General features: G+C 60.7%; 26 protein-coding genes and 1 pseudogene. 10 read left to right on the top strand and 17 right to left on the bottom strand.

Annotated elements, in window-relative coordinates; translation table 11 throughout:
* The first annotated feature begins 417 nt into the window (after positions 1-417).
* The 3 genes from V1283_RS16640 to V1283_RS16630 all read left to right on the top strand — a co-directional run bounded on the left by V1283_RS16640 (position 418) and on the right by V1283_RS16630 (position 4317).
* Positions 418-603 carry a hypothetical protein gene (locus V1283_RS16640; RefSeq protein ID WP_334387537.1) on the top strand — a complete coding sequence of 62 codons (186 nt, stop codon included), beginning with the start codon at positions 418-420 and terminating at the stop codon, positions 601-603.
* Between the two features lie 2196 nt (positions 604-2799).
* The gene (locus V1283_RS16635; protein WP_334387536.1) at positions 2800-3483 is read left to right on the top strand and encodes a hypothetical protein; all 684 of its coding nucleotides are present in this window, start codon (positions 2800-2802) and stop codon (positions 3481-3483) included.
* A gap of 225 nt (positions 3484-3708) precedes the next feature.
* Positions 3709-4317 carry a hypothetical protein gene (locus V1283_RS16630; RefSeq protein ID WP_334387535.1) on the top strand — a complete coding sequence of 203 codons (609 nt, stop codon included), beginning with the start codon at positions 3709-3711 and terminating at the stop codon, positions 4315-4317.
* Positions 4318-5399: 1082 nt separating this feature from the next.
* Here V1283_RS16630 and V1283_RS16625 read toward each other — a convergent pair.
* The 9 genes from V1283_RS16625 to V1283_RS16585 form a co-directional block, all read right to left on the bottom strand.
* Positions 5400-6845: a GntP family permease gene (locus V1283_RS16625; protein ID WP_334387534.1), complete on the bottom strand. Its 1446-nt coding sequence runs from the start codon at positions 6843-6845 to the stop codon at positions 5400-5402.
* A gap of 111 nt (positions 6846-6956) precedes the next feature.
* On the bottom strand, positions 6957-7973 hold the full coding sequence (yut, locus tag V1283_RS16620; protein WP_334387533.1) for an urea transporter: 1017 nt from the start codon (positions 7971-7973) through the stop codon (positions 6957-6959).
* 64 nt (positions 7974-8037) lie between these two features.
* Entirely contained in the window at positions 8038-8988 is a 951-nt protein-coding gene (locus V1283_RS16615; protein WP_334387532.1) for an urease accessory protein UreD, read from the bottom strand.
* Positions 8985-9629, bottom strand: a complete 645-nt coding sequence (gene ureG / locus V1283_RS16610) for an urease accessory protein UreG (RefSeq protein ID WP_334387531.1) — start codon at positions 9627-9629, stop codon at positions 8985-8987. Before ureG ends, V1283_RS16615 begins: the two co-directional genes overlap by 4 nt.
* Positions 9630-9647: 18 nt before the next feature.
* Complete coding sequence (locus V1283_RS16605; protein ID WP_334387530.1) at positions 9648-10370, bottom strand: urease accessory protein UreF; 723 nt, start codon at positions 10368-10370, stop codon at positions 9648-9650.
* Positions 10351-11046 carry an urease accessory protein UreE gene (gene ureE / locus V1283_RS16600; RefSeq protein WP_334387529.1) on the bottom strand — a complete coding sequence of 232 codons (696 nt, stop codon included), beginning with the start codon at positions 11044-11046 and terminating at the stop codon, positions 10351-10353. Before ureE ends, V1283_RS16605 begins: the two co-directional genes overlap by 20 nt.
* A gap of 10 nt (positions 11047-11056) precedes the next feature.
* Positions 11057-12778 carry an urease subunit alpha gene (locus V1283_RS16595; RefSeq protein WP_334387528.1) on the bottom strand — a complete coding sequence of 574 codons (1722 nt, stop codon included), beginning with the start codon at positions 12776-12778 and terminating at the stop codon, positions 11057-11059.
* 44 nt (positions 12779-12822) lie between these two features.
* Positions 12823-13260, bottom strand: a complete 438-nt coding sequence (locus V1283_RS16590) for an urease subunit beta (protein WP_334387527.1) — start codon at positions 13258-13260, stop codon at positions 12823-12825.
* Between the two features lie 20 nt (positions 13261-13280).
* Entirely contained in the window at positions 13281-13583 is a 303-nt protein-coding gene (locus V1283_RS16585; RefSeq protein WP_334387526.1) for an urease subunit gamma, read from the bottom strand.
* A 268-nt stretch (positions 13584-13851) separates the two neighbouring features.
* On the opposite strand from V1283_RS16585, the gene V1283_RS16580 reads away from it, so the two are divergent.
* The 7 genes and pseudogenes from V1283_RS16580 to V1283_RS16545 all read left to right on the top strand — a co-directional run bounded on the left by V1283_RS16580 (position 13852) and on the right by V1283_RS16545 (position 19178).
* Positions 13852-14688, top strand: coding sequence for a hypothetical protein (locus tag V1283_RS16580; RefSeq protein ID WP_334387525.1), 837 nt, complete (start codon positions 13852-13854; stop codon positions 14686-14688).
* 116 nt (positions 14689-14804) lie between these two features.
* Positions 14805-15551, top strand: a complete 747-nt coding sequence (locus V1283_RS16575; protein ID WP_334387524.1) for a hypothetical protein — start codon at positions 14805-14807, stop codon at positions 15549-15551.
* A 15-nt stretch (positions 15552-15566) separates the two neighbouring features.
* On the top strand, positions 15567-15851 hold the full coding sequence (locus V1283_RS16570) for a hypothetical protein (RefSeq protein ID WP_334387523.1): 285 nt from the start codon (positions 15567-15569) through the stop codon (positions 15849-15851).
* Between the two features lie 64 nt (positions 15852-15915).
* On the top strand, positions 15916-16629 hold the full coding sequence (locus tag V1283_RS16565; RefSeq protein ID WP_334387522.1) for a Bax inhibitor-1/YccA family protein: 714 nt from the start codon (positions 15916-15918) through the stop codon (positions 16627-16629).
* An 81-nt stretch (positions 16630-16710) separates the two neighbouring features.
* Positions 16711-17415 carry a carbonic anhydrase gene (locus V1283_RS16560; protein WP_334387521.1) on the top strand — a complete coding sequence of 235 codons (705 nt, stop codon included), beginning with the start codon at positions 16711-16713 and terminating at the stop codon, positions 17413-17415.
* Between the two features lie 30 nt (positions 17416-17445).
* Positions 17446-17600 (top strand): annotated as a pseudogene (locus tag V1283_RS16555) (GntP family permease); the annotation flags it as partial.
* Positions 17601-17699: 99 nt separating this feature from the next.
* Complete coding sequence (locus V1283_RS16545; RefSeq protein ID WP_442895753.1) at positions 17700-19178, top strand: alpha/beta hydrolase; 1479 nt, start codon at positions 17700-17702, stop codon at positions 19176-19178.
* Positions 19179-19231: 53 nt separating this feature from the next.
* Here V1283_RS16545 and V1283_RS16540 read toward each other — a convergent pair whose 3' ends face one another.
* The 8 genes from V1283_RS16540 to V1283_RS16505 form a co-directional block, all read right to left on the bottom strand.
* On the bottom strand, positions 19232-19705 hold the full coding sequence (locus V1283_RS16540) for a DUF992 domain-containing protein (RefSeq protein WP_334387520.1): 474 nt from the start codon (positions 19703-19705) through the stop codon (positions 19232-19234).
* Positions 19706-20087: 382 nt separating this feature from the next.
* Complete coding sequence (locus tag V1283_RS16535; RefSeq protein WP_334387519.1) at positions 20088-21395, bottom strand: proton-conducting transporter transmembrane domain-containing protein; 1308 nt, start codon at positions 21393-21395, stop codon at positions 20088-20090.
* Positions 21396-21715: 320 nt separating this feature from the next.
* The gene (locus V1283_RS16530; protein WP_334387518.1) at positions 21716-23248 is read right to left on the bottom strand and encodes a complex I subunit 5 family protein; all 1533 of its coding nucleotides are present in this window, start codon (positions 23246-23248) and stop codon (positions 21716-21718) included.
* Positions 23248-23589 carry an NADH-quinone oxidoreductase subunit K gene (locus V1283_RS16525; RefSeq protein WP_334387517.1) on the bottom strand — a complete coding sequence of 114 codons (342 nt, stop codon included), beginning with the start codon at positions 23587-23589 and terminating at the stop codon, positions 23248-23250. The genes V1283_RS16530 and V1283_RS16525 overlap by 1 nt, the downstream gene beginning before the upstream one ends.
* Positions 23586-24527 carry an MnhB domain-containing protein gene (locus V1283_RS16520; protein ID WP_334387516.1) on the bottom strand — a complete coding sequence of 314 codons (942 nt, stop codon included), beginning with the start codon at positions 24525-24527 and terminating at the stop codon, positions 23586-23588. Before V1283_RS16520 ends, V1283_RS16525 begins: the two co-directional genes overlap by 4 nt.
* The gene (locus V1283_RS16515; protein WP_334387515.1) at positions 24524-24817 is read right to left on the bottom strand and encodes a monovalent cation/H(+) antiporter subunit G; all 294 of its coding nucleotides are present in this window, start codon (positions 24815-24817) and stop codon (positions 24524-24526) included. The genes V1283_RS16520 and V1283_RS16515 overlap by 4 nt, the downstream gene beginning before the upstream one ends.
* Positions 24818-24832: 15 nt before the next feature.
* The gene (locus tag V1283_RS16510; RefSeq protein WP_334387514.1) at positions 24833-25099 is read right to left on the bottom strand and encodes a monovalent cation/H+ antiporter complex subunit F; all 267 of its coding nucleotides are present in this window, start codon (positions 25097-25099) and stop codon (positions 24833-24835) included.
* Entirely contained in the window at positions 25092-25631 is a 540-nt protein-coding gene (locus V1283_RS16505; RefSeq protein ID WP_334387513.1) for a Na+/H+ antiporter subunit E, read from the bottom strand. The genes V1283_RS16510 and V1283_RS16505 overlap by 8 nt, the downstream gene beginning before the upstream one ends.
* Positions 25632-25849: the final 218 nt, after the last annotated feature.

Genomic DNA, 25849 nt, shown 5'->3' with positions numbered 1-25849 from the left:
AACTGAGCGCGGCCAATCTGCGTGACTTGCAGCCACGTTAGACCTGTTTGGGTCGGCCGCAATTAAACTCGCATGTTAAGCTTGATGTCCGCGTTGCGGGTTAATTCAGGAACACCGGCCAATCCAGTTCATTCAGAACCTCATACTCAAAGGCTGCGCCTTCGTTTTCCTCGAACCGTGTTTCCGCGGCGTCCGTGGTGGCGAAGACCTTGATGTGCTCGGGGTCGCCAACCTGCTTAAGCGCGCAATTCCGCCAAAAAAGTCACACCTGGGAAATACCCGAGCAATTTGCCCAATTCCGTGCGCCGGACTTGTATGGAAGTCCGAGATGTCCCGATACAATGATGAGCCGATTACGACTCATGATTGTGGGGGCGCGTCATGGAGAGTAGTGAGTGGATGTCCCAGTGGGAATCCATGACTAACGATGAACTGTTCGCTCTGCGCGAGCAGATGCAGGAGATACTCAACGCCAAGCTACTCGCCAAGAAGGTGACGCTTGAGCGTCGATTGCGGACACTCAACGAACTATCGGGCAATGCCTCGGCAGCGAAGCCCCGAGCCGTCAAGCGCGCAAATCATGTCCAGCGGGCGGAGCGATGACACTCCGGTCCATTGTGCTTTGGCCGGGGCTAAGCTTCGAGGCTTCTGCAGCTTCGATCAACTCTCTCAGCTTCCGAATTTGGGCCATTCTCTTGCGGAGATCGAGCGAGCTCAGCGAACGACGCCGCTCCAAACCTTCAAAAGACTGTTTCATTTGATACTCCCGACACGAAAAACCAAGGCTGCCTGAAAACCAAGGCTGCCTGAAAACTAAGGCTGCCCTAAAATGACTAGCCAGCAACGGTTATGCAGCGCGCCCGCGTTGGGGCCCATTCTTTTGGGGTACGAAGTTACGCTAACTTCGTTTTATGAAGCTTTCCACATTGAAAAAATGAAATCTTGGCAACTCGGCCAGTCCGGTCGGCACTTCCTGCAGCGTGAAAGCTTCGCCGCAATGAAGAGGGCGGCCAACGCCGCGACCAGGACGACGAGCCCGATCGTATCGGTTTCCATGACGCGCCCCGCCAAAGTGTGCAGGAAGCGCGCAGGCACCAAAAATCGGCTCCAAGGAAGCCGACCTGTTTTCCGCTAAGCGATTGATTTGGATTGGCTCCCCGGGCTGGGTTGGGCGCGGGCTATTCGCTTGAGCACCTCGTATTCTAACGTCACGCCCACGGGGTCGTTTCAATCCGCGTAATTCTAACGAGGAAGCACCGCCCAATAGTGCCGACCATTTGTTCGAGGGTCCGAATTATCGCTGGCAGAGAACAGCACGCCTCTGATTGTCCGCCAACCGGACTTGGGGTTGTCGTTCCAGTGAGAATAGCGACCACGGCCGATCTCCTGGATGTCTGGGTGGGCGCTGTGGGGTGGCCCGAGCGGCGTCAGGTTCTCGTACAGGATGATTGGTGAGCGCTGATTGCCAGGATCATTGTCCGCGTACCGTAACAGGAGGGGCGTAGGCGCCCGATAGGAAAATCCCTCAACGTGCAGGAACCCAGCGAGCGGTTCGACCCTTTCTCCCTGCGGCATTTCAATAGGAACGTAAGTGTGCCCCAACCAAAGGGCCGCTGGGAGATACACTGCATAAATCGCCGCACAGAGAACGAGAGCCATCATCGTTCGATCTGGCTGTTGAGCATTTTCCATGGTGAACGCAGTCCCGAGTCCAATCCTGTTCATTCCAGAACCTCATATTCGAAGGCGACGCCTTCGGGTACTCGAACGACGTTTCTGCGGGCCGCCCAGATTCGCCTATGCGCTGGCGGCGAGTGGCCCGCACTCGACAGCCGGCAAATCCCCGACGCACCCAGAGCGCTCCCTGAGTCTTGGCGGGCCTATCCTCAGAATAGGGGAGCAGCCCGTGCGAGCGCCTCGCCCATATCAAAGCCAGCGAGCGGTGTCGCCACCGGTACGTCAAGCGCCGTATTCGATCGCGCGCCGCAATCGATCTGCCGACACAGCGCCCACAGAGCGGGTGGGCGAGGATCTGGGATTTTTGGCTAAGTGCTTGGGTTCGTTGGCTCCCCGGGCTGGATTGCTATTTTACATCCATCCATTTGAAATAACGCGGGAATTAGCCGTTTGAATTGCGGCGTACCTACAGCGTTGCCTACTCGGCCGCCTGTAGGCAAAATAATTTTTGAACCAACAGCCAGCGAGCCTCGGGCCCGGCGTCATGGTGGTGCGACTCGACACTCACCTGTCCAATTTTAGACAGCAGTGAACCCCCGCCAACTTGGCGGGGGTTGTCACGCATGCTGGAGCAGGTGCTGACGCAGCCTGCGCCGGCCGAGCCCGAGGCTGTGGCCGTCGAGCCCGAGCTGCCCTCGCGTGAGCCAGGCGAGACGCTGCAGTGATCGCCAACCCGTAACTCATGCTGGGAGCATGCGTGACAGCGCGCCGCACGTTGCTTGCAAAACGATCTCTGCAATTCCGATTTTCATGTAACAGCCGCGCGCCGAGATGCGGCGCACTGTGCGCCGCATGCCTGATTTCATAGGGTTTGCTGAACTTGCGAATGACGTTGGAGCTATAAAACCCCTGTGCCGCAGTGGTTTCTTGGCTTCCGACCGGACTGCGGATAAAGTATCGGCCTCGGTGTGATCCGAGGTGGCCGCGCCGGTCTAAGAAATACCCCTCGCCAGGGCTGTACGTCACCTTCGACCCAAGGGAACGCTATATGCTTTTTAGTACCCCGAACACCAATGCGCAAGCATCATTGGCTCCTGCCATAGTCCTCGCTGCGAGGTCGTCATGAGCAGGAGACGCCCCACCATCACCGGACAATTCCATGCTCGCAGCATCGAGCTGCTGGAGAGCCCCGCCTATCGCGTGCTGAGTGTGTCGGGCCACCGCATCCTTGACCGTGTCAGCATCGAACTGGCGCATCATGGCGGCAAGGACAACGGCAAACTGCCCGTGACCTATACCCAGTTCGAGGAGTACGGCATCCACGACAAGGGTATTGCGCCCGCGCTCCGCGAATGCTGCGCGCTCGGTCTTCTGGTGATGACCGAACAGGGCCGGGCCAGCGCCGGAGAATTTCGCAGGCCCAGCCTGTTCCGAATCCCCTGGCTCCATTCGCACAAGGGCGAGAAGCCGACCAATGAATGGATGCGGATCGAGACCATGGCACACGCGGAGTTCATTGCTCGCGCTGCCAGGAAGGCGGGCGAGAAGCCGAAGAAGCGGCAGCCGGTTGTCGGCGCTTACGCGCCAACCTGGCGGGCAAACGGCACGGCACATGTGATGGCAGGTGCTACGGCCAAAAACAAAAAGCCGGGGGTGGTTTTTTCCCAATTCGAGGGGTGGAAACCACCCCTCGAAAACAAAAAGCCGAGGGTGGAAACCACCCGTACTGCCCAAGGGGTGGAATCCACCCGTACCTCTATATCTCGGGGTGGGGACAGCACAGCACTTACCGCTGTGTCGTCATGAGCCCGGCTGGTGCCGGGCATTGGCTATCGGCACCAACGGTGTAGCGCGTGACAGGAGCGCAGCCCAAAGGCGCAGCGGATGTCACACGCGAGAGGGAAGCGATGAGCCGGAGCCGCCACACTGAGCGAAGTGTAACGATACATGGTGTGAGGTCGCGCCCACATCATCGAGCACGTCACTCTGAAACATGCTTGAACTCTCGCGAGACCAGCGTAGGCTGAAACCATGGCAATCCTCAAACGACCTCGCCGCGAGAAGTTCGCCCAGAACATCATCAAAGGCCTCAAAGCCGGTGGGAGCTACACCGACGCCTACCTCCAGGCCGGCTATCGCGGCGACGGTCACACCGCAGAAGTCGGAGCATCACGTTTGATGAGCCAAGATGAGATAAGGAACCGTATCGACGAGTTGACGCGGCCAGCGGTGCGGAAAGTAGGCGTCACGGTGGCGTCGCTCCTCGCCGAGCTGGCGACGACCATCGAGGACGCGCGCCGGGCAAAGCAGCACGGCACCGTGGTCGCGGCGCTGACGCTCTCAGCGAAGCTCGTAGGTCTTCTGAAGGACCAGGTAGAGGTCGGCGGGCCTGGCAGCTTCGATCGGCCATCCACGATCGAGGAGATGATTGCCGAACTCGGCAACGGCGATGCTGCCACGACGCTGCTCATGATTGACGAGATCGTCGCCGATGTCCGCGCTGATCTGCAAGCCGCCGCAGCCGCTCATGCGAAGATCGTCGACGCGCCGGCACCGACGCCTCGCCGATCGGAGGCGGCGATCAGCCTTGCAATGCTCCGGCCGACGCGGCCGAACAGCCGCCAAAGCCGCGATCTGTAGGCATCGCTGTAGGCAACCCCGGCGGTCGTCGAGCTGATCATCATTAATATCAACTGGTTGTCGGACTAACGACGATCCTGCCGGAGGAGCCGGCATCACAGATCACGACCTCGGCCGCGCCGCGCCGGTGGCGCGCGCCACCGGCAACCTGGTGCGAGATCGACCTCGGCGCTGTAACGGACCCTTCACCCCCACCGGGGGGCGGGGATCGGGCTGGGGTTGTTTATTTCTTTCACGATGTTGGTCTTCTTCACTTCGACTTTCCAAAAATATTTCCCGGCACATTTTTTCCGTTATCTCGCTCCGGCTACAACGCGCGTTCGTCCATCGGTGTCAGACAGGCCGTAGGATCGCCAGCGCGGCCCGTCCAGCGCGCTGGGGCCCATGGCCGCACTCCGGGAGCCCGCGCTGTTGAACGCATGAGAGGGTGTTCGAAGTTGTTCCCAAGATTCGAAGTTGTTCCCAAGAAATGACGGTGCCTCCACTTTGCCAGACGTCCCGTGATCATCGCCGCATGATGATTGTGATCTTGCGTATGATTGTGCTGGCGACCGGCCGCGTTGGAGAGACGGCGATCTCGGCCGGGCTGCGGCCTCGTATCCTTTTGCGCACGGAGAAATTCGATTGTCCGCTGTTGCGGGCAGGGCGGGCAGGTTTTGGCACGATGCACCTCCAGAATGCGCCGTGATATCAAGTGATCACCCCAGTTGCAGAGGAGGAATCACCCTTGCCGAAAATGGGAAAGCCTGCCCGGTTTTCGATGGAGTAACGCAGTCGATCATTTGGTCGGCGGCAATGCCGTTTCCCGCGACGGTTGGGCACGAACTCGCCGACTGCCATAGTGCGGATGCCTTCCACCATGATGACGCCAGGAGCGATGCTTGTGCGGCGTCATATTCGTATTCGGTGTTGCACTCCTTGGCGCAGACGCCCTTTGGTCGTTCGATTGGGCCACCGACAGATTTTGAGGCACTGCAACTGCCGTCAATGCGCCGATGATCAGGGCGCTGCATACAAGTCGGATATTCATGCTCGCCTCCGTGTGTTGCGGCAATCTGCCAAAGTCGCGATAGCCTCTGTCATCAAAATGATCCAAACACCGTGCCCAGGACCAGGACAGCGGCAAGTGCAATGATGCAGGTGACGATCACGGTCATCACCATATCGAGATAGCTCTCGCGGTGAGTCAGTCCGCTGATCTGAAACAGCAACAGCACCGTGCCATTGTGTGGCAGGGCATCGAGCGTACCAGCGCCAATCGTGGTCACGCGATGCATCAGCGCGGGATCGATTCCGTGCTCGGCGGCGAGCCCCAAGAAGGTGTCGCCGAGGATATTGAGCACGATTGCCATTCCCCCGGAGGCGGTACCGGTAAGCGCAGCGAGCGCGTTCACGGCGATCGTGAGAGAGATAAGGGGACCTCCGCCAACCGCGAGTAGCGCGTCACGTACGTCCGCGAACGCGGGCAGCGCGGCAATGACAGCACCAAAGCCGACGAGACTGGCAATCATCAGGATTGGCATGACGGAGGAAGCGGCGCCAGCATCCAAACTTTCCCGCAACGCCGGGAAACGCCTGAAGTTGAGCACTATGACGGTCAGGGTCGCAGTCGCGAGCGCAATAACGACCGACCAGACGCCGGCCACCGCTCCGATCGTGGTCTCGCCCCACACCTCTTTGGCCAAGAACGAAAAATCCAGCCGTGGGAGGACGACTAGCGACAGTAGGAAGTTAGTACAGATGACTACAACCAGCGGCAATGCGGCAATCACAAAGGGGGGCAGGCTGGCACTGTGCTTGCCATGCTGAAATTCAGCTGGATCAAAATCGCCGGCAGCTGACGCCTGCATACGAACGGTCTCGTCGATGGCGGGAGACTCCTCCGACTTGCGATCATAGCCCTCGCCGGCCCTGCGCGCGGCGGCTTCTGCACGGCGGAGCCACCACATGCCGATAACAAAAATGATGATCGAAGCGATGATACCCAGACCCGGCGCCGCGAAGGTGGTTGTGCCGAAGTACGGCATCGGAATGGCATTGTTGACAGACGGCGTTCCCGGCATTGCCGACATCGTGAACGTGAACGCCCCAAGACCGATGGTCGCCGGCATCAAGCGGCGCGGGATGTTCGCAGCCTGGAACATCTCTTTCGCCATGGGGACCAACACGAAAAAGGCAACAAAGACGCTCACGCCGCCGTAGGTAACCGCTGCCGAAGCCAGCACCACTGAGAGTATGGTGCGGTGTGTTCCCAACCGTTCAGTCAGGAAACGCGCGATAGAGGTGATCGACCCGCTGTCGTCCATCAGCTTGCCAAACAACCCGCCAAGCAGGAACATCGGAAACCACTGCGTAACGAATCGGCCAGCACCGGGCATAAAGGTCTGCGTCCAATGAGCGAGAAGCGGCTCACCCGAAATCGCAGCGGCCAGCATGGCAGCCACCGGCGCCACCATGAGTACACTCCACCCTCGGTAGGCAAGCCACATCAACAGAGCGAGCCCGAGCAGTATCCCGACGAGTCCCATGGTTCAGTCCTCCACCAGCAGCATCTTGAAATCCGCGCGATGACATCCGAGTTCGTACGGGAGTACCAAGGGACTTAGGTCAGACATGTGGGCTTCCAAAAAAGCAAAGATCTATGTTGTGTGCGCTGTCGCGGCATCGTCCGTTGCAGCCGACGCCGGCTCGAAACACTGGCGTGGAAGAAGGAAGATCCATGTGACGAGCACAAAAGGCGCGGTAAGCGCAGGGATGGCGAAGGGCGTCAAGGCAACGTTCAGCGCCGCTTGTGCGATGACCGTAAACAGCGTGCCCAGCAGGGCGTAGATCGCGACTCGCCAGCTCGGTCGATAGAACACGGCGCCGAGCGCGATCGCCGTCAGAACAGGGCTGAAGCCGAGAAGACCGCCGGTGATCAGCTCGCTTTCGGCACCGAAAAGATGGGCCGTCAGGACTGCCAGTATCGCACCGGCGAGAGCGAATGCGGCGGCGGCCAATGAGTTCACAGCCAGGCCAGCGAGAAACAGAAGGGCGGCCACACCGTTCGCCTTCAGGAAGACCTGCGAGATGCTTTGAAGCACACCCTGGAGGAGATCGATCAGCTTGAGTGGGCTGGCTTCGTAGCGTTGAAACGCAACGACAACGTCGCCAGCCGGTAGCGCAGCCCCTGTGAGGCCGGAAAATCCATACGTGGCCAGCAGAAGGAGCCACGTCGTGAGCACGAACGGAAACGTGAGGCTGGACACCCCCCAGGGCTTAAGGGCGTTGACGGTCCCAAGCATCGTGATGACCGAAACTGCCGCCCCCAACACCACATAGACCCACATGAGTGCGCTCGGAGCTAGAAATGTCGCCAACGCAAGTCCGACAAGGACGCCGTTGTATCCATAGAGCCCGGCATGGAGCGACTCGCTATCGGCGTTAAGCCATTGGGCCGTCAGGTTTGCCACGACGACAGCGAGGACGCCGGCAATTGCCGCTCGGGGGACGCCAGCCGCGTATGAAGCCCAGGCGATCGCGGCCAGAAAGAGAAGCCCGGTTAGCGGGTTGTTCTGAAACATAACTTGCCCGATGCTGCGCAAATTAATGTCCAGGAACCGCACTATGCCTGACGACGCAGAGAGGCTTTCCCACCTTGCCAATACCTTTTCCACTGCTGCCTCCTCGAACGTGTCGACGTCGGCCGTTGGAGATCACCCGGTTGGCACCGTCGATCCGTTAGCGCCACAGATAGGGCGGAGGTAGTGCGGCGCCGATGATCTCCTGACGCACCACGCTCCAGAACTCGCGCACCTTCGCTTTCACTTGCGCGGTTTCGCGGCCCAACACCTTGAAGATCAGCCCGGCGTCATTGGGCAAACGACAAGCGCCGAACGCAATACCGTCCGCAAGGTTGATATCGGCCTCCGCACGCTCGTGGATCCGGTCTGCCTTGTCCTTGGGCGCGCACAGGATCACGTTGGCGAGCACATCAAAGGAGTCCATCACGCCGGTCTGCCGCATCTCATATCGCCGCGGCTCGATTACCAACTTCTCAGCGAACAAGGAGCGACCATCGGGCCGCACCGCTGCCGTTGATATCGACAGCACGGTTGCCCCGAAGCACTCGTCGGGATGATGGTGCTTTCGGCCCGGTTGAATAATTTCCGAGAGGAGCAATGTGGCCGACGGGGCGACGCAAATTTGTGTGTCACTGATAAATCGTGCGTGCCGGTGCGGGATCACGGGTTCGGGAAGAAACTCCAGGTATGCGTCATCAGCAAGCGCAATAGTTTGGCTTTGCGCCGCATAATTGGCGTCCATCGCATGGATCTTGGTTGCCGATTGAGAGGTGAGGTGAGCTTGCGCACGCGCATGAAGGGTGATGTCCAGGGACAGCCTGTCTCCCTGCAGCAAGCAGCCCGTGGTGGTGATCAAGAACACATGAGCCAAACCTGGCATTTGTTCGTCACAATGCAACGCGCGCTGCACCATGTAGGGAACGCGGCGTTCCAAGGTCGCCAGGATCGTTTTGCCAGAGCGGTGCTCGAAACCCAGACGGAGGAAACCCGTCTTGCCCACAGTGCCGCTGCTCATCTGCGGCGGCTCATCCTGGAACGAGGCGAATTCCGGCATCGATGCGCCGAGCGCTTCAGCGCGTGCCCAGGGAGGGAAGGGCGCCGGTATCATGCTGAACGCCGTGCGCGCGGGTTGATGTCGAACAGGAACTCCCGCTCGATCAGCGCGACCAGCTCCGGAATACCTTCCCCCGTCTTGCAGTTCGTGAACAGGAACGGCTTGCTGCCGCGCATCATCCGCGAATCCTGCTTCATCACCTCAAGGCTGGCGCCGACGTGGGGAGCAAGATCTGTCTTGTTGATCACCAGGATGTCGGAATAGGTGATCCCGGGTCCGTTCTTGCGAGGGATCTTATCGCCTGCGGCGACGTCGATTACATAAAGGAAGTAGTCGACCAGCGCCGGCGAAAAGGTCAGCGTCAGATTATCGCCCCCGCTTTCGATCAGCACGACGTCGGTATCCGGAAAGCGCCGTTCCATATCCTCGACCGCAGCCAGATTCATGCTCGGGTCTTCGCGCACCGCTGTATGAGGGCAGGCGCCTGTCTCCACTCCGAGAATGCGTTCCTGAAGCAGAACCCCCTTGAGGGTACGCTGAACATGCTTGGCGTCTTCGGTCGTCACCACGTCATTGGTGATGATAAGAACCTTGATGCCGAGATCGAGCAAACGCGGTGTGATGGCTTCCACGATCGCGGTCTTGCCTGACCCGACCGGGCCGCCGATGCCGATGCGCGTGATATTCTTCGACATCCAAAACTCCCTTCAAGGTCAGCTCATGAACAGGCGCACATGCGCTCTGGTATGGACGGCGGTCAGAATTTCCGCCAACGGCGCAAAGCTCGCCATGTCCGACAGCCGCGCCGCCGCAGCGGCCTCGTACGCCTCTGCAGCCTGTCCGGCCAGCTCGTAGAGAATCTTCTGCGTCTCGATGTGGCTGATCTTCATCAACCGCAACGCCGCGCTGAGGATCGTTGTCGCAACGCCATACTGGTGCACAGCAAACGCCTGGCTGGCAGGCAGATCCTGTACGGCGAAATTGATGGCCAGGGCTATCGGGTAGCAACCGGGGGTAACAGATTTTTCAATGCATTCACGCCAGGTGCGAAGTAGCGGCGCGCCCACCACCTCCACACCCATCTCCGTGAATTTCTTGCCCATGCGAACCGACATTGTCCGCGCTTCGTCTGAAAGCTTGCGCGCGTATACCTGCGCATCGATTCGGGCCAGGGTCTCGACATCGCCGACGGTTGCCGCGCGATGCGCGGCGATCAGCGCGATGCAGTCACCGCGCGCCGCCTGCTCCAACGCGGTGCGCGCGAACGCGCGAAGCGTTGCCGCGTTGGTGACGACACCTTCCTGAATGGCGGATTCCAGGCCGGAGGAAAACGCGAACGCGCCAATGGGAAACATCGAGTCACCAAACTGCAGCATCCGCGAGAGAAATGCGGCATTGCTCGACGCCTCGACGCCATCATTCTCGATGGTGGTCATGAGCAGAACCGGCCGTTGCCGGCGATGTTTGTCCCTGAGCGGCGGCTCCCGGATGGGCGTGGACGTGCGTCGGAGGATGTCCGTACACGTGTCCCGTCTCGGCCTCGACGCCGGCATAGCTCTCATGCGTGTGCGAATGTACCGGCCCCTCCGCGCCACCGAAGAGCCGCCGTGATTCATGCGGCGCGAGATAGGGAATAACGTCCCGGCCGGGTACGAACTCGTAGCGGATTCCCTCAAAGCGGTGCGTATTCATGACGGACGCCATCACCTTGCGATCGACGGTGAGCGGGACATAGACGAGGTTGTCCTTGACCAACGCCGGCCAATGCTGATTGCCCATCGCGTGGCCCAGTTCAACGCATGTACGCATTGCCGTTTTTGGCGCGAGGCTCATCAGTTCGTCCAGGTGCACGATCATCACGTCACGCAGTTCGATTCGCGCGACAAGCGCCGAGAGCGCCTGGGCATCCCAGAGCAGCACGTCTCCATCGCGGATATGAGTGTTGCGGTCGATTGAGACGGCGATCTCCAAACCCTTTGCAGTCGTCTTGCGGAAGCGGCTCTTCTGCGCTTCCCACTGGTCGATCTCCAGCAAGTCCGTGTTCGCTGCAGACAAGCGCTCGGCCCATTCGCGATCGCCGATGTTGCCCAGAACGGTCTGGATGAGAATCATGGCGAGCGCCTCAACTGAAGAAATACTTCTGGTTTAGCGAGACCGTGGTCAGCGGCTGCACGGTCGCGTGCTTGCCGTCGACGGTCACCGCGAAAGTTTCCGGACTGACTTCAATTTTCGGGGTGCCGGCGTTTCTGATCATATCGCGCTTGCCGATCTTGCGCACGTTTCGCACCGGCATCACCTGCCGGCGAAGTCCCAGTCGCTCCTTGACCCCGGCAGCATGGGCGACGCCGGAGACGAACGTGATGCAATTGGCCGCCAGCGCATCACCATAGGCACCGAACATGGGCCGATAGTAGGTGGGCTGTGGCGTCGGCAGCGACGCGTTGGGATCGCCCATCACGGCCCAGCTGATAAAGCCGTTCTTGATGATGATCTTGGGCTTGGCGCCGAAGAACGCCGGCTCCCACAGGACGAGGTCAGCGATCTTGCCGACCTCGACCGAGCCCAGCACGTCGGCAATACCATGCGAGATCGCCGGGTTGATGGTGATCTTCGCGACGTAGCGCAGCACCCGGAAATTATCGTTGCCGAGGGCATCCTCCGGCAGCTTGCCGCGCCCGGTCTTCATCGCATCGGCGGTCTGGATGCAACGCAGCCAGCATTCCCCGATGCGTCCCATGGCCTGGGAATCGCTTGAGAACATCGAGATGACGCCGAGGTCCTGAAGCACGTTTTCCGCGGCGATGGTTTCAGCTCGGATGCGGCTTTCAGTGAATGCAACGTCCGACGGGATGTCGGGGCTGAGGTGGTGACAGACCATGATCATGTCATAGAGCTCCGCCTGCGAGTTGATGCCGTAGGGGAGCGTGGGGTTGGTCGAAGACGGCAAGACGTTGGGAAGGCCCGCGATCTTGATGATGTCAGGCGCGTGGCCGCCGCCGGACCCTTCGGTATGGAACGAATGAACCGTTCGTCCCTCAAACGCCTCGATCGAATCATCGACGAAGCCGGATTCGTTCAGCGTATCGGTATGGATGCACACTTGAGTGTCCGTCTCGTCTGCGACGGTCAGCGCTGACCGAAGCACCGCGGGGGTGGTGCCCCAGTCTTCGTGACATTTCACGCCGACAGCGCCCGCCTCGATCTGTTCAACCAGAGCCGCTTTGCCATGTCCGTGCCCCTTGCCGAGAATGCCGACGTTGAGCGGCCAGTTTTCGAACGCGCGTAACATCATGCGGATGTTTCCGGGACCCGATGTCACCGTCGTCGCGTAGGAACCGTCCGAAGGACCGGTACCGCCACCGATCAATGTCGTAGTGCCGTTTGAGAGCGCCGCTTGAGCCTGCTGCGGAGAAATGAAATGAATGTGTGTGTCGATCCCGGCGGCCGTCAGGATCAGATGTGAGCCTGAGATAGCATCGGTAGCCAGGCCAATCTCCAGGCCTGGTGTAACGCGATCCATCGTTTGCGGATTGCCGGCCTTGCCGATCGCGCTGATACGGCCGTCCCTGATCCCCACATCCGCTTTCACTACGCCCAGCACCGCGTCGATCACGGTTACGTTGGTGATCACGAGGTCAGGAGCGCCGCCCGCCCGCGTCACCTGGTTGTCCATGCCCATGCCCTCACGCATGCTCTTGCCACCGCCGAAGACGAGTTCGTCGCCGTAGCCGCCGCGTAGATCGCGCTCAATTTCGACGAACAAGCCCGTATCGCCCAATCGGATGCGATCACCCGTCGTCGGACCGAAGAGGCCGACATATTCTTGCCGAGACATGGTAGGCATACTGGCCCTCGTTCAAGGTTTGTCTTTCGACGCAAACTCACGCCTTATGTCGAGCGGAAGCCTCGCTTGGCCGCCTGCGCCACCGCCCTGGATTTGACCGTGGCGGCGTCCTGGCCTGCGGTAGGACCATCGACGAGATTGTTAAAGCCGTAGACGGCGCGTTTGCCTCCGTAGGGAACGAGCTGGACCTCGCGTTCGTCACCGGGCTCGAACCGCGTTGCCGTCGATGATGGAATGTTCAGGCGCAGCCCGAAGGCCGCCGCGCGATCGAATTCCAGCGCACGATTGACTTCGAAAAAATGGAAGTGCGATCCGACCTGTATCGGGCGGTCACCCGCATTGCGCACCTTGAGCGTCGTCACCGGACGATCGGCATCGAATGTGATCGCCGCTGAACTGCACACGTAGCCGCCGACCGGCACGTCCTTTGTCGCCGGGTCGACGTTTGCGGCAACAGCGGGGCCCACTTTTGGTCCGGCCATGTTAGCCTCCTGTCAGGCACTCACTGGACGGGCGTGTGAACCGTCACCAAACGGCTGCCGTCGGTGAACACCGCCTCGATCTGCACCATCGGAATAAGATCGGCGACGCCATCCATCACATCGGCCTTGGTCAGGACGGTGCGCGCCTCCTTGGTTACGTCTTCGATTGTTTTCCCGGCACGCGCGCCATCAAGGGCGACCGCTGATATGATAGCGACGGCTTCGGGATAATTGAGCTTGAGGCCCTTGGCTCTTCGCTTTAACGCGACATCTGCCATCATGTAGATAAGCAGCTTGTCGAACTCTCTCGGAGTGAGCTGCATGCAATCCTCCGGGCCCTTGCTCTACTCAGGGAAGGCAGGGGCACGATTGAGCTGATTGGCTGTCGTCCCATGGAACGGTTGTCAGGATCTCCGTACAACGACAGCTACCCAGCAGTAGGTACCCCACAACCGGACGCGTCAATCAGGGCTTTCCCCGGGCTTTCTATCGGAATTACCCTGATGGACCCGCCGTCGTGGGCGGACGTACCGTTTTGGGCTATCCGCGCGAAAGCGCCCTTGGCTTCGATGCCATCCCGAAACGTGCGCAATGACCGGAGCCGCCCTGAACGTCGTGTCCTTCCTGTTTCTCGGCTTCTTCCTCGGGATGCGGCATGCGACCGACGCCGACCACGTGGTCGCCATTGCGACGATCGTCAGCCGCGAGCGCAGCGTTGCGGGCTCAGCGCTGATCGGGGCCGCCTGGGGCGTCGGGCACACCGTCACGGTCATGGCGGTCGGTACGGCAATCATCGTGTTCGGGGTCGTCATTCCCCCGCGGCTCGGCATGTCGATGGAATTCGCCGTCGGCATCATGCTGGTCCTGCTCGGCATTCTCACCTTGACAGGCATGGGCCGCGTCGCCCGCGCCGCCCATGCGCATGCGGGCGTCTCCGCCGGACGGGAGCTCGACCTCCACGATCACCTCCATACGCACGGCGACTACGTGCTCCGGCACCAGCACGGTCACGGCCCCGGCGCGCACGGGCACGCCGAGGGGCACACGCCGCTGGCGCGGCTCGACCGCAGCGGGCTCGGTAGGACTGCGCTCTATGACTGGCTGCGACCCTTCGTGGTCGGCCTCGTGCACGGCCTGGCAGGGTCGGCTGCCGTCGCCCTGATGATCCTGTCGATCATCCGCGAACCGGTGGCCGCGCTCGGGTATCTGCTGCTGTTCGGGCTCGGCACTATCGGCGGAATGATGCTGATCACGCTGATCCTGTCGGCGCCGTTTGCGTTCACGGCTGTCAATCTGCCGAAATTCAATTGGCGGCTCCGCGTGGCATCGGGCCTGGTCAGCTTCTCCTTCGGGGTGGTCCTCATCTACGGCATCGGTTTTGCCGAGGGCGGCCTGTTCACCGACGCGCCGATTTGGGAACCTCATTGACGCCGTGCGCATCGCCGCTCTCGTCCGCTCCGGCAGGAGTCCATTCAGGCGGAGAACACAGGCGGCAGCATTTGTCTTTCAGGGTAATTTCTGGTCTCCACTAAGGTGATCATCTGATGCCGCGCGGTGCGGCAGTGGCGCAGTCTCGCGGAAATATCGTCGGTGCGGCGTGGAGACACGCGTGCAGGTCTACGACCGCGAACAGACGGGCAGATACCGCAATTGTATTGCTCATGACTGAACTTGATGCGTCGTCAGGTCACAATACTGGGGATCATAGCGCCAGTACGATCAGGCTGGTTCGCCGACAGCTGCCCTTCCTCGCCATACTCGTGCTGGCAATCGGGGGCGTGGCCTATACCAACATTTCGCAGCGGCCTCTTGTCGGCTATTGGGAGTTTTTGGCCATCGCGATGGGCCTCGTATGCGTCATTACCCAATGGTCGGAGCTCGAGGACAAGCAGGCTCGCGTTCGACTGATGTGGACTCAGGCGCTGCATTGGCTGGCTGTTCTCGTGACGATGAACATCATGCTGTTTTCGGGCGTGCAGCAGGTGTTACCTACGCTGGCCACCGGTCTCGTCCTTCTCATATTGCTGGCGCTAGGTACGTTCCTCGCCGGTGTCCACCTGGTGTCGCTTCAAATCGGCTTTCTCGGCCTTGCGTTGGCGCTGGCGGTTCCGGCGATCTCATGGGTCAAGCAATCCGCGCTGTTTTTGATTCTGGCCGTGGTATTCTTTGTCGGGCTCGCCATGGCGTTCTGGTCCTATTGGGGCGATGCGCATCCAGCGGCCTCCGAGCGCAAGAAGGCCGCATTTCCCGATCAGGCAAAGGCCATGACGGGAGGGAGCCCCAATGACTAAGGGAGCGAAATGGTCATGAAGCGCCTCACTGTGGTAGCGGGTGTAGGGACGGTGGTCATATGCGCGGCGTTCGCCGCGGCCGCGAAACCCAGCACCTCCATTGAGCGCAGTCTGAGAATGGTCACCGATACTGTCATGGACGATGTCCGTACCGCGGCCGTGGACGATACTGCTGCCAGGAATGCCAGCCCGCAAAGGTCGCATCGAGTCCGCAGCCGACGGCCGCACACGACTGCGTTGCCGCGAGGGAAGAGCGAGCGCAATATTCGGCTGCGCCAGCAACAACAGAAATCCGATTGATCGGCAGATTTGGCCTATGGCTTCGGTGAGAAGCGGGTCGTCGGGATCAGGGAGGAACAAGACCATGTCGGATTACGATCGAAATGTAGCTGCTTCCGGCCTTCCCGCCGACGGCGCCATCGCGATAGACGCCGGCCTGCGCGCTTACATGCTGCGCGTCTACAACTACATGGCCGCGGGTGTTGGCCTCACCGGCGTTGTCGCGTTTCTTACCTATCAGTTCACCGGCCCTGAATTACTTCAGAATCCGCTGATGTGGGTGTTCATACTGGCGCCGCTGGGGTTGGTGTTTTTTATCAGCGCCCGGATCAATACGTTGTCAGCGGAAGCTGCGCGAGCGCTGTTCTTCGTCTATGCGGCCCTGGTCGGGGTTTCATTGTCGACCATTTTTCACATCTACACGCAATCCTCGATCACGCGAGTGTTCTTTATCTCGGCGGCGGCCTTCGGCGCGCTCAGCATCTGGGGCTACACCACCCAGCGAAACCTGTCGGGATTCGGAACTTTCCTGTTCATGGGTCTGATCGGCATCATTATCGCGAGCCTGGTCAATATGTTCCTGAGATCGAGCGGGCTGGACTGGATGATTTCCATCATCGGCGTTGGCGTCTTTGCGGGCCTCACGGCGTACGATACCCAGCGGATCAGGGGGATGTACGATCCTGGCGATGACGCCACTTTGGCAGGCCGCAAGGCCGTGATGGGCGCGCTTTCGCTCTACCTCAACTTCATCAACCTTTTCATGATGCTGCTGCGCCTGATGGGCGGGCGCCGCTAAAGCATGGGGTTTTGGAAGCGCGGAGCGAATGGAGGCGGGGAGGGCAATGGGGAAAAATGAAAATAGGGAAGGATAAATCTTATGTGCGATTCTTGTTCGCAAGCAGGTCCCAACCGTCGGTCGCTGCTGCTGGGCGGCGCTGCACTCGCAACGCTTCCTCTCGTCGGGCGTGTTGCTCGAGCTCAGCCCGTGTCAGCCGCCGACACGCCGGATGCAGCGTTGAAACTATTGACTGAAGGCAATGAGCGCTACGTGGCGAACCAGCCGCGCGAACGGGATTTCTCTGCTGGACGCGCGAGCCGAGGGCTTGGTCAGGCTCCCTTTGCAGCAATTTTAGGCTGCGCAGATTCGCGGGTCGCACCCGAGCTGGCTTTTGATCAAGGACCAGGGGATCTGTTTGTTGTGCGCCTTGCAGGCAATTTCGTAACGACCGAGGGTCTTGCGAGTTTGGAATTTGGTGCTGCAGTGCTTGGCACCAAGTTGATCATGGTGCTCGGCCACAGCAGTTGTGGTGCGGTCAATGCCACCGTGGCGGCACTTCAGAAAGGCAATGATTTGCCCGGGCACATCGCGGATCTGGTGCGGGCCATGAAACCGGGTATTGAAGAGGAAATGAAAAAAACCGGTCCGGATATTGAGCAGCGCGCGGTTGTTGCAAATGTACGCCATAATGTGAAGCGACTGGAACAGGCAACCCCGATTCTGGCGGAGATGGTGGCCAACAAGAAGCTCCGCGTGGTCGGTGCAGTATATGATCTTCCCACAGGGAAGGTCGCCCTGGTTTAGTTTCGGATATCCGAAGCGTTTGGCCCCATCAGCTTGCCGCACAATGCGGCTGTCGTGACGCTGCTCGCCGTTTGTGGCTCGACGCATCGCGAAAGTTGTCTCGATATTGTCATGGTTGGCATTGTCAGCGCTCTCATCGCCCGGTGGCGGTTATTGCCCTGGGTTCGATGTTCCGCTCCTTCTAAAGTGATGCGAGTGCGGGTGCGAAGCTGATCTCAGCGGGACATTCCCGGTTGCTTCCTGGCGGTCTTCCACAGCATCATCGCGGTTGGAGAGTTTCGATCATGCGAGCGAAAGTATTCAAATATGTGAAAATCACGGGGGCGTTGCTCTGCGTGTCCCTGCTGACGTTCTTTGCCGTCCGCATCTATGACACGCAGAGGGGATTGCCACTCGAACCTTGGCACACCCATGTTCCGCATGAACTGAGCAGGGAAAAGCTCGATGCGGCCAATTGGACGGAATATCTGGCGGCTGAGGCCAAGATCTTCGACGACGTCCAGCGCGAGGTTTCGCGGAAGCTCGATGCGGCCGATCGTGTGCCGGCCAATCGGTATTTTGAGGGCAGTCCGGTCTATCCGGGGCACTTTGTGCAGGATTTCAATCGGTCCTTTGTGCTCGAGCCGAAGGGAAGGCCGGTCGGTGCTGTCGTGCTTCTGCATGGGCTGACGGATTCTCCCTACAGTCAGCGCCATATCGCAGGTTTCTATCGCGATCGCGGCTTTGTGGCTGTTGTGCCGAGGATGCCGGCGCATGGCACCGTTCCGGCCGCCCTGACCGACGTGGAGTGGGAAGACTGGATGGCGGCGACGCGGCTGGCGGTACGCGAAGCACGCAGCCGCACCGAGCCGTCCGCGCCGTTGCATCTGGTTGGCTTCTCCAATGGCGGTGCGTTAGCTTTGATCTATGCGCTCGATTCCCTCAGCGACGAAAAGTTGGCGCGGCCGGACCGCCTGGTATTGATTTCGCCGATGGTCGGTATCACACGCGCTGCACGCTATGCCGGCCTGGCAGGCCTGCCGGCGATCTTGCCCGCCTTCGCCAAGGCAGCATGGCTCGGCATCGTGCCCGAGTTCAATCCGTTCAAATACAATTCGTTTCCTGTTAACGGCGCGCGCCAATCCTATCGTCTGACTCGAGATCTGCAGGAGCGGATCGCTCGCTATGCCCGCGAAGGTAAACTAGGACAGTTGCCGCCGATCCTCACCTTTCAATCGCTGATCGATTTCACGGTGAGCACCCGGGCCATTGTATCGGCGCTCTATGCGCAGCTTCCCGAGAACGGCCACGAGTTGGTGCTGTTCGATGTTAATCGCACGGCCAAGTTCGGCCCTTTGCTCCGCTCCAGCGCCGACACCGCACTGGCGCGTATCGTACCGAGCGGTCCGCGACGCTATCGCCTCACAGTCATTACCAACGCCAAAGACGATAGTGACGATGTGATCGAGCGCGTTACCGAGGCCGGCAGCGGCGTCGAGAAGTCGCGCCCCCTCGGGTTATCGTATCCGCGGGGGTTCTATTCACTGTCACACGTCGCGTTGCCGTTTCCGGTCAGCGACGCTCTGTATGGGGCCGAGCCGGATCCGACCGAGAATTTCGGAGAAAATCTCGGCACCCTGGCGCCCCGAGGCGAACGCAATGTCCTGATCGCCAGCCTCGACTCGCTGATGCGGGCATCGTCAAACCCGTTCTTCCCGTATATGACTGACCGGATCGGCGAGGGCATTCCCGCTTTGGAAAGCGGCGTTCGGCCAATTCAATAGGTGATCCGATCTGCATTCTTGCGGCTGGTCCAACGCCCAAAGCCAGGCACTCGTCATCGGAGTGTGAGATTCGCCACGCCCACCGCCACATTAACTCCGATCTGGCCTTCGACCGACAGCGGCTGCAACGTTATCGTGCGGCGGGATCCGCCGATCAGCACCTTGGCGCCCAGACCCAGGCCAACGGCAACATTGGCGCTGGCGCCGACGTAACTTCCCCTTAACGTGCCTCGGCCGATTTGGCTGTTTCGCGCAAAAACAGCCCAGAATAGCGTTCCCCCTCTTGTCACACCAATATCGACGCCAAGGCGCCTGATAGTTCCTGTGTAGACGTATTGTTGTCCCGTTGCGCTCGCAACGAAGACACATCGCATATCCTGCCGTGAACCCAGGACCAGGCCGACCCTGGGACCGGTGCTGCATGTCAACCCGCCGACTCGAAAAGGCGGCCGCGCTTGCGCGGTTGCCGCGCCGAAAAGAACGGCCAGGAATACGCATACGATCGTCCGCATGCGAATGCCGGACATTGCCGCCCCCGCCAACGAGACCAGATGGGTGATTACGGAGATGAGCTGGAAAGTGAAACCGCGCGCCGTGTACCGTCGTCGTGCGCAATTAATCCGCATGATAGTATACTCACGGAAACCGAAGCAGGATCTGCCGAACTCGACCTGTCATATGATGCCGATGTCTTGCGCGCGAGTTGATAGGAAAAAACCCTGACCTCTCCGGATGAATACCCCGATTGGACGTTGCCGCTGCGGCTGGCGGTGGGTGTAGTCCTTCGCGGAAGCTCCCGTCACATCGGATGACTCGAATCGTCGGCAGAGTTGAAGCGGAGCGCGCGGCGGCGCGTCTGCTCCTTGCCGATAGCCGGGATAGGGTGCTCGCCCGGCGATTCTGCGCAATTTACCGCGCGAATACCGCTGCACCCAACGCGATGGTCACCATAAGCAATGACACGCCGGCTGTGGGCCACTGACGAAGAACGCTGTCCATTCGTCCGAGCGCCTTGCCCCACGTGACAGCCATCTGCATTCCGCCGTCCAGTGCCACAATGATGTCTCCCTTGGGAATGCGTGGCAACGAACGCCACCAACGCCACAGCGCAATTGCCAGCCCGGCACCGAGCAGAACTGGCCAAAGCGCTTTCCATAGCACCGCAGGAGAAAGCGGGTCGGGCAGAGTTCCGCTCGGGACCGTCAGATACAGCGTCCACGGCACGACGAGCGAAACCAATGCGGTCGCCAGCCACGGCCAGACAAGTCCGGCGGCTGCCGTCGCTTGCGGATCTTGCGACGCCGACTTCGCAAGGCTGCGCAAGAACTGCAACATCAGCAGGGTCGTGCCGACCGCAGACAGCGTTGCAATTGCGCTCGCGGTACTGTCCCCCAGCAGCTCGTCGGCAACGAATTTTGCCAATGCGCCGCCGGTAAGCGGGAGGCCGCCGAGGCCGATCGCAATGATTGCCGAGGGCAGCAGCATCAGCCATAGCCGGTGGCTGCCGGTTGCGGCGATCACGCCCACGGACAGGAACAGCGCGCCTTTCACCAGGACGTGGTGCGCGGCATAGAAGGCCGCTGCCAATGCGGCGCGGCCGTCCCCTGCCAGCATTCCCATCCCGATGATCGCGACGATAAATCCCATCTGGCTCACGCTTGAATACGCCAGCACGACCGTGGGATTGCGTTGCGTAATTCCGATCACGACGCCGTACAGCGCGGCAAAAAGTCCTGCGGCGGCGAGTGCCGTGCCCCAGTCGGGCAGCGCGGTTTCGAGCGGTAAAAACCGGATCATTCCAAGGATGCTTGCCTTGACGACCGCACCGCTCAGCACAGCGGAAGCCGGCGTCGGCGCCGCCGAATATGCCAGTGGCATCCAGAAGTGAAATGGCACCAGGCCTGCCTTCATGCCGAGGCCGGCTATCAATAGGGCAAGTATCAGATCGCGCTGGGGCGAGGTCGGCAGCGCTGCCGCGGCGTCGCGGATTAACAGGCTATCGCCCGGGATTTGCGCCGCCAGTAGCACGAAGGCCATCAGCAGGAGGGCTTCGGCCAGTAGGGCGAGCCCGATATAGACCGCGCCGGCGCGCCATGCGCCGGGCGTTTCGTGGTAGATGACGAGGCCACAGGCCCCGAGCGTGAGCAGCGCGAGGAGAAAATAGAAGCCCACCATGTCGGCGGCCAGAAATACGCCGACGCAGCCGGTCAGGGTCATCAACCAGCACACCACGAATCGCCCGCGGTTCGGCCGGCCCTGCAGATACTGCGAAGCGTAAGCACCTGATGCGATCCACAACAGCGCCGAAACGCCCAGCAGCATGGCTCCAGGACGGTCCAGGGCGAAGGTCAAATGGAGGCGTGTCGAACCTATAGCCAGCGAGGAATCAGAGGCGACAAGCAGCACCGCAGCCAGCGCCGGGATCGGGGCGAACGCCAGCAACGAAGGCATCCGGTTCAGCGCCCGCGGCCAGAGGCATGCCAACAGCATGCCGAGGGGCACGACGAAGACGCTGGCCAGCAATGTACTTTGCCCAATCATCGCGACCCGCCCATTATTGCCTCCGGGCGGCCAACCTGGAGAACATCGATAGGGCCGAGCGCGACCAGACCCAGCAACAGCGACGTCAGCGCCAACGCCAGCGCCGCTGCTTCCTGATATCTCGGCACAGCGACGCGGAGCTTGAGAGGCGCACTCGACGGCGCAACTGCGCTCGATAGCACGATGAACATATAGCCGCTTGTGAAGAGGCCGCCCGCGAGCATCACGATTGCCCACCACCATTGACCGGTTTCGACCGCTGCCCCGAGCAGCAGCCATTTCGCCAGAAAGCCGCCACTTGGCGGCAACCCGATCAGGGACACTCCACCGAGCGCAAACGCGAAGATGGTCATGGGAATCGCCCGTGCGATCCCTCCGAGCTCGGCGATGCGATCATGTCCGAGCGTGGCATAGATGAGCCCGGCCGCCATGAACATGGCCGCCTTTGCGGTCGCGTGCGATATCGCCTGAAGCATGCCGCCGGTCAAAGCGCCGCTGCCCTGGAGCTGCCCTGAGACCGTGTCGAGGGCGAGCGGAAACATCAGGAACAGGTAGCCTATCTGCGCGACCGTCGAATAGGCGATCAGGAGCTTCAGTCGCTGCTGTCGCAGTGCGACGACGCTGCCGAATACAATGGCCGCCGCGCCCAGCGCACCGAACAGTTGCGCGCCGGCTGGACCGAGTATTCCTGGCATGACGTCGAACCAGAGCCGCACGACGATGAAGAACGATCCCTTCACCACCACAGCCGACAGAACCGCGCTGGCGGCCGCCGGCGCACCGGCATGGGCTGGCGGAAGCCATAGATGCAGGGGAAAGAGAGCGGTCTTGGCGAAGAGGCCGATGGTCATCAGCGTGGCGGCAACAAGTGTTGCGGGCTCCATATGAACCCGGCGGGAGAGCAGGACGATGTCGAGCGTTGCATAGCTGCCGTAGAGCAAGGCCGTTCCGGCCAAATAGAGGATCGAGCCGAGCAGGGCGAAGAGCAGGTATCGTAGCGCGGCCTGCAATGTCTCCGCCCGGCCATCGAGACAGACCAGCGGTACCGCGGCGAAGGTGAGGAGCTCGATCGCGACATATAACGTGAACAGATCCCCGCCCAGGAAGATCAGATTCATTGCCCCCCAGATCGCCATCAGCAGGATCCAGAACGCGAACGGCGCGCGGGCTTCGACGGACCCTGCGCGCGTGCCGAAGTCCGCGTGTGCAAAGACGGCGACCGCGCAAATCACGATCGCCATTGCTACCATCATCGCCGCCGAAAGTCCGTCGGCGCGCAACGCAATCCCGAGCGGAGGTTTCCAATCCCCAACGATGTAGACCAGCCGGTGGCCGCTTTGCCACACGTCGGCGAAGATGATCGTTGCAAGGAAGAAGCCGGAGGGCAGCAGAACGGAAGCAATCCTTTGAGCGTACCGCCCGCCGAGGACGAACGACAACAGAACGCCCGCGGCCGGCAATACGATTGCCAGAACAAGGAGAGCCCCATCTGTCGTTGTCGCGTCGGGCAAGACGCTTGCGTCCGGCATCAGGAGTTGCCTCTGTCCGTATTTGTGCCTCCAGGATTATCGGAGTTGAGCGTGGATCGGCCGGTTTCCTGCAAAAGTCGCAGCACCAGTGCGATAGCCATGGCCGTAGCTGCGAAGGCAACAACGATTGCGGTAATGACCATCGCCTGCGGGACTGGATCACCCCCGAGACCGGAAGCGGCGGCTCTCCTGGACACGACGCCGAACACGAGAAATACGCCGCTTCCCAGCAGGTTGAATGCCAGTATCTTGCGTAGCGGTTCGGGATTTGTGACGAGCCCGTACAATCCAAAGCCTACCAGCGCTGCGCCACTTAACCCGAACAACGTTGCGGCGTTCATTGTTGTTGCACCCGTTCCGGCGGGCCCGCGGCCAGCAGGCCCAGTGCCACACCGATCGAAAGCGTCAAGGCGACCTCGACCGCGACAATCAACGGTTTGGCGTAGCCCGATGGATAATCAAGAAAGGCATTCGCCAGCACCATCCCGGCGAGTCCGATGGCAAGGAAAATCACCGGTCCGACGACGAGCAGGAGACGTAACCAGGACTGGCTGATCGAAGGCACAGTCTTCAGGCCTGCGATCATGACAAGGAGCCACATCGCGGCCAAGACCGTGCCACCTTGAAAAGCGCCGCCCGGTTCTTTCGCGCCGACCCAGCACATATAGATTGCCACCACGATTCCCACCGGTGGCAGAAGCTGTGCGAGAAAAGTCAACGTGCTGCTCGGCTGTGCATAGATACGCAGTCCCGGTATTCCGCCCCACACGCTGTCCGGCGCCAACGACCAGACGCCGAGCAAAGCGAGTATCAGGACTACTTTCTCGAGCAGTGTGTCGAGCGCGCGGTAAACGAACAGAACGCCGGCGACAGGATTGCCGAGGCCGCTCTGCGCTAGATTCTCCATCACCATAGGCGCGAGTGTGGGAACAGCTTCGGGCGGAGACAGGATGGCGATTGCAAGGCCCGCCGCGACAAGCGCGCACATTACTCCCGCCGCGAAACGCACCGGCAGGCTGGCGCTGATGTCGTTGCCTTTGGCAAGGCGCAGGCGTGCGACCGCACCGAGCAACAACATGCCAGTCATTCCACCGCCGATTGCCGCCTCCGTCAGCGCGACATCGACCGCAGAGAGCCTGACCCAGGCGATGGCCAACAGCAACCCGTAGACGACGAAGCCGATAACGGCTGTGAACGCTTCGCGCGCGGCGATCGTCGATACCCCGATCCCCAGGATCAGGACGACAAGACCGACATCGAAGGCAGACGAGATGGTCATCCATGTGGTCCGCGTTGTCGAACCGCGCCTGCAATGAGTTGTGTAGCAATCGCGCCGGACAACTGGACCAGCAGCCAGATGCTCACCAACTTCAACGCGCCGAACGGTCCGTTCGCCTGTGGCAACAGGCCCAGAACGACAAGGCCAAGGCCAAGATTATCCACCTTGGTCAGGGCGTGCAGGCGCGTCAGCGAGTCCGGGAAGCGGAGCAAACCGACCGTTCCCGCCAAAAAGAAGAACGCCCCCGCCGAGACGGCGGAAACGGTGAAGATATCAAGCACGAGGTTCATCTGCTGCTCGTTGTCTTAGACCTCGCTCTCCTGGCCGGACGCGCTTCTCACGAACGCGACGGTCGCGAACGCAGCAAACAGCGCCAACAGCAACGCAACGTCCGCGATCGGCGGTGTCTCGGTCGCCGCGGCCAGCAAGAGAAGTATGGCGACGCCGCCGGTGCCCAGTAGCTGCGCCGCCATCATGTGGTCAACCTCGGCCGGGCGCCGAAAAATCACGACCAAACCAAGCGCCACCGTAGTCAGCACGAAGCCCGCGGCTCCGAACAGGAAGCTAGCCATTGCGCTGCGCTCCTCCGAGTGTCTGCACGTACAGGGCTTCCTCCGCAGCCAGTTGCTCGGCCACCGGCTGCGTCACATCGAGACAATGAATGGTTAGGCCATTGCTTTCCACGGGCCCGCACGGAAGCGTGCCCGGCAGCAAGCTCATGACAGCGCAGAACGCATTTCTCTGCGTGCCCGGCCGGAGGCGCGCTTGATAGACCACGAAGCCCGGCCGGAGCGACAGCCGAGGATGAAGTGCGAGCAACGCGACATCCGTTCCAGCGGCAATCGATTGACGCAAAAAGTGCAACACGAACCTTGCAAGCGTGATGGGATTTACATGCCATTGCTCGGCCGGCATGAGGCGCAGACTTGCCCATGTTGCCGTAACAGCAGCCACCAATCCGGCCGCGAGATCGCCAGCATCGGCGCCGGTCAGCACCAGCCAGAAAGCAAAAAATCCGGCAGCGCGGGAAATCGCACTCCCAAGAGTGTCTGGACCGTTTACGGGCGGCTCCGCGGGCCTGCTTTGCTCCTCCGATGAGTTCATGACCCTACTGACCTCCATATTGCCCGATCCGGCAGCGGTGCTTCGCACACCCACTGGCGTATCGGCACCAAATCACCTGGTGAGGATCAGGAGGCAGCGCTCGAGGTACAGTTGCCTTGTGCAGAGGTATGCAGCCGAGCGCTGACAAAACCAAGGATAGTTGGCGAACTCCGGCCTTGGCGTAGGCGTCAGCAATTGAAAAATCGTTGTCATTCGAC

The organism is Bradyrhizobium sp. AZCC 2262 (genome assembly GCF_036924535.1).
Lineage (GTDB): Bacteria > Pseudomonadota > Alphaproteobacteria > Rhizobiales > Xanthobacteraceae > Bradyrhizobium.
Note: the sequence above shows the minus strand (reverse complement) of the source record. Positions and strands in the feature narration are given on the sequence as shown.

Bases quoted from the DNA above. Each gene is read 5' to 3' on its own strand.
- V1283_RS16640 (WP_334387537.1), top strand. From the start codon at position 418: ATGACTAACGATGAACTGTTCGCTCTGCGCGAGCAGATGCAGGAGATA.
- V1283_RS16635 (WP_334387536.1), top strand. From the start codon at position 2,800: ATGAGCAGGAGACGCCCCACCATCACCGGACAATTCCATGCTCGCAGC.
- V1283_RS16630 (WP_334387535.1), top strand. From the start codon at position 3,709: ATGGCAATCCTCAAACGACCTCGCCGCGAGAAGTTCGCCCAGAACATC.
- V1283_RS16625 (WP_334387534.1), bottom strand. From the start codon at position 6,845: ATGGGACTCGTCGGGATACTGCTCGGGCTCGCTCTGTTGATGTGGCTT.
- V1283_RS16615 (WP_334387532.1), bottom strand. From the start codon at position 8,988: ATGATACCGGCGCCCTTCCCTCCCTGGGCACGCGCTGAAGCGCTCGGC.
- ureG (WP_334387531.1), bottom strand. From the start codon at position 9,629: ATGTCGAAGAATATCACGCGCATCGGCATCGGCGGCCCGGTCGGGTCA.
- V1283_RS16605 (WP_334387530.1), bottom strand. From the start codon at position 10,370: ATGACCACCATCGAGAATGATGGCGTCGAGGCGTCGAGCAATGCCGCA.
- ureE (WP_334387529.1), bottom strand. From the start codon at position 11,046: ATGATTCTCATCCAGACCGTTCTGGGCAACATCGGCGATCGCGAATGG.
- V1283_RS16595 (WP_334387528.1), bottom strand. From the start codon at position 12,778: ATGCCTACCATGTCTCGGCAAGAATATGTCGGCCTCTTCGGTCCGACG.
- V1283_RS16590 (WP_334387527.1), bottom strand. From the start codon at position 13,260: ATGGCCGGACCAAAAGTGGGCCCCGCTGTTGCCGCAAACGTCGACCCG.
- V1283_RS16585 (WP_334387526.1), bottom strand. From the start codon at position 13,583: ATGCAGCTCACTCCGAGAGAGTTCGACAAGCTGCTTATCTACATGATG.
- V1283_RS16580 (WP_334387525.1), top strand. From the start codon at position 13,852: ATGACCGGAGCCGCCCTGAACGTCGTGTCCTTCCTGTTTCTCGGCTTC.
- V1283_RS16575 (WP_334387524.1), top strand. From the start codon at position 14,805: ATGCCGCGCGGTGCGGCAGTGGCGCAGTCTCGCGGAAATATCGTCGGT.
- V1283_RS16570 (WP_334387523.1), top strand. From the start codon at position 15,567: ATGAAGCGCCTCACTGTGGTAGCGGGTGTAGGGACGGTGGTCATATGC.
- V1283_RS16565 (WP_334387522.1), top strand. From the start codon at position 15,916: ATGTCGGATTACGATCGAAATGTAGCTGCTTCCGGCCTTCCCGCCGAC.
- V1283_RS16560 (WP_334387521.1), top strand. From the start codon at position 16,711: ATGTGCGATTCTTGTTCGCAAGCAGGTCCCAACCGTCGGTCGCTGCTG.
- V1283_RS16545 (WP_442895753.1), top strand. From the start codon at position 17,700: ATGCGAGCGAAAGTATTCAAATATGTGAAAATCACGGGGGCGTTGCTC.
- V1283_RS16540 (WP_334387520.1), bottom strand. From the start codon at position 19,705: ATGTCCGGCATTCGCATGCGGACGATCGTATGCGTATTCCTGGCCGTT.
- V1283_RS16535 (WP_334387519.1), bottom strand. From the start codon at position 21,395: ATGACCCTGACCGGCTGCGTCGGCGTATTTCTGGCCGCCGACATGGTG.
- V1283_RS16530 (WP_334387518.1), bottom strand. From the start codon at position 23,248: ATGCCGGACGCAAGCGTCTTGCCCGACGCGACAACGACAGATGGGGCT.
- V1283_RS16525 (WP_334387517.1), bottom strand. From the start codon at position 23,589: ATGAACGCCGCAACGTTGTTCGGGTTAAGTGGCGCAGCGCTGGTAGGC.
- V1283_RS16520 (WP_334387516.1), bottom strand. From the start codon at position 24,527: ATGACCATCTCGTCTGCCTTCGATGTCGGTCTTGTCGTCCTGATCCTG.
- V1283_RS16515 (WP_334387515.1), bottom strand. From the start codon at position 24,817: ATGAACCTCGTGCTTGATATCTTCACCGTTTCCGCCGTCTCGGCGGGG.
- V1283_RS16510 (WP_334387514.1), bottom strand. From the start codon at position 25,099: ATGGCTAGCTTCCTGTTCGGAGCCGCGGGCTTCGTGCTGACTACGGTG.
- V1283_RS16505 (WP_334387513.1), bottom strand. From the start codon at position 25,631: ATGAACTCATCGGAGGAGCAAAGCAGGCCCGCGGAGCCGCCCGTAAAC.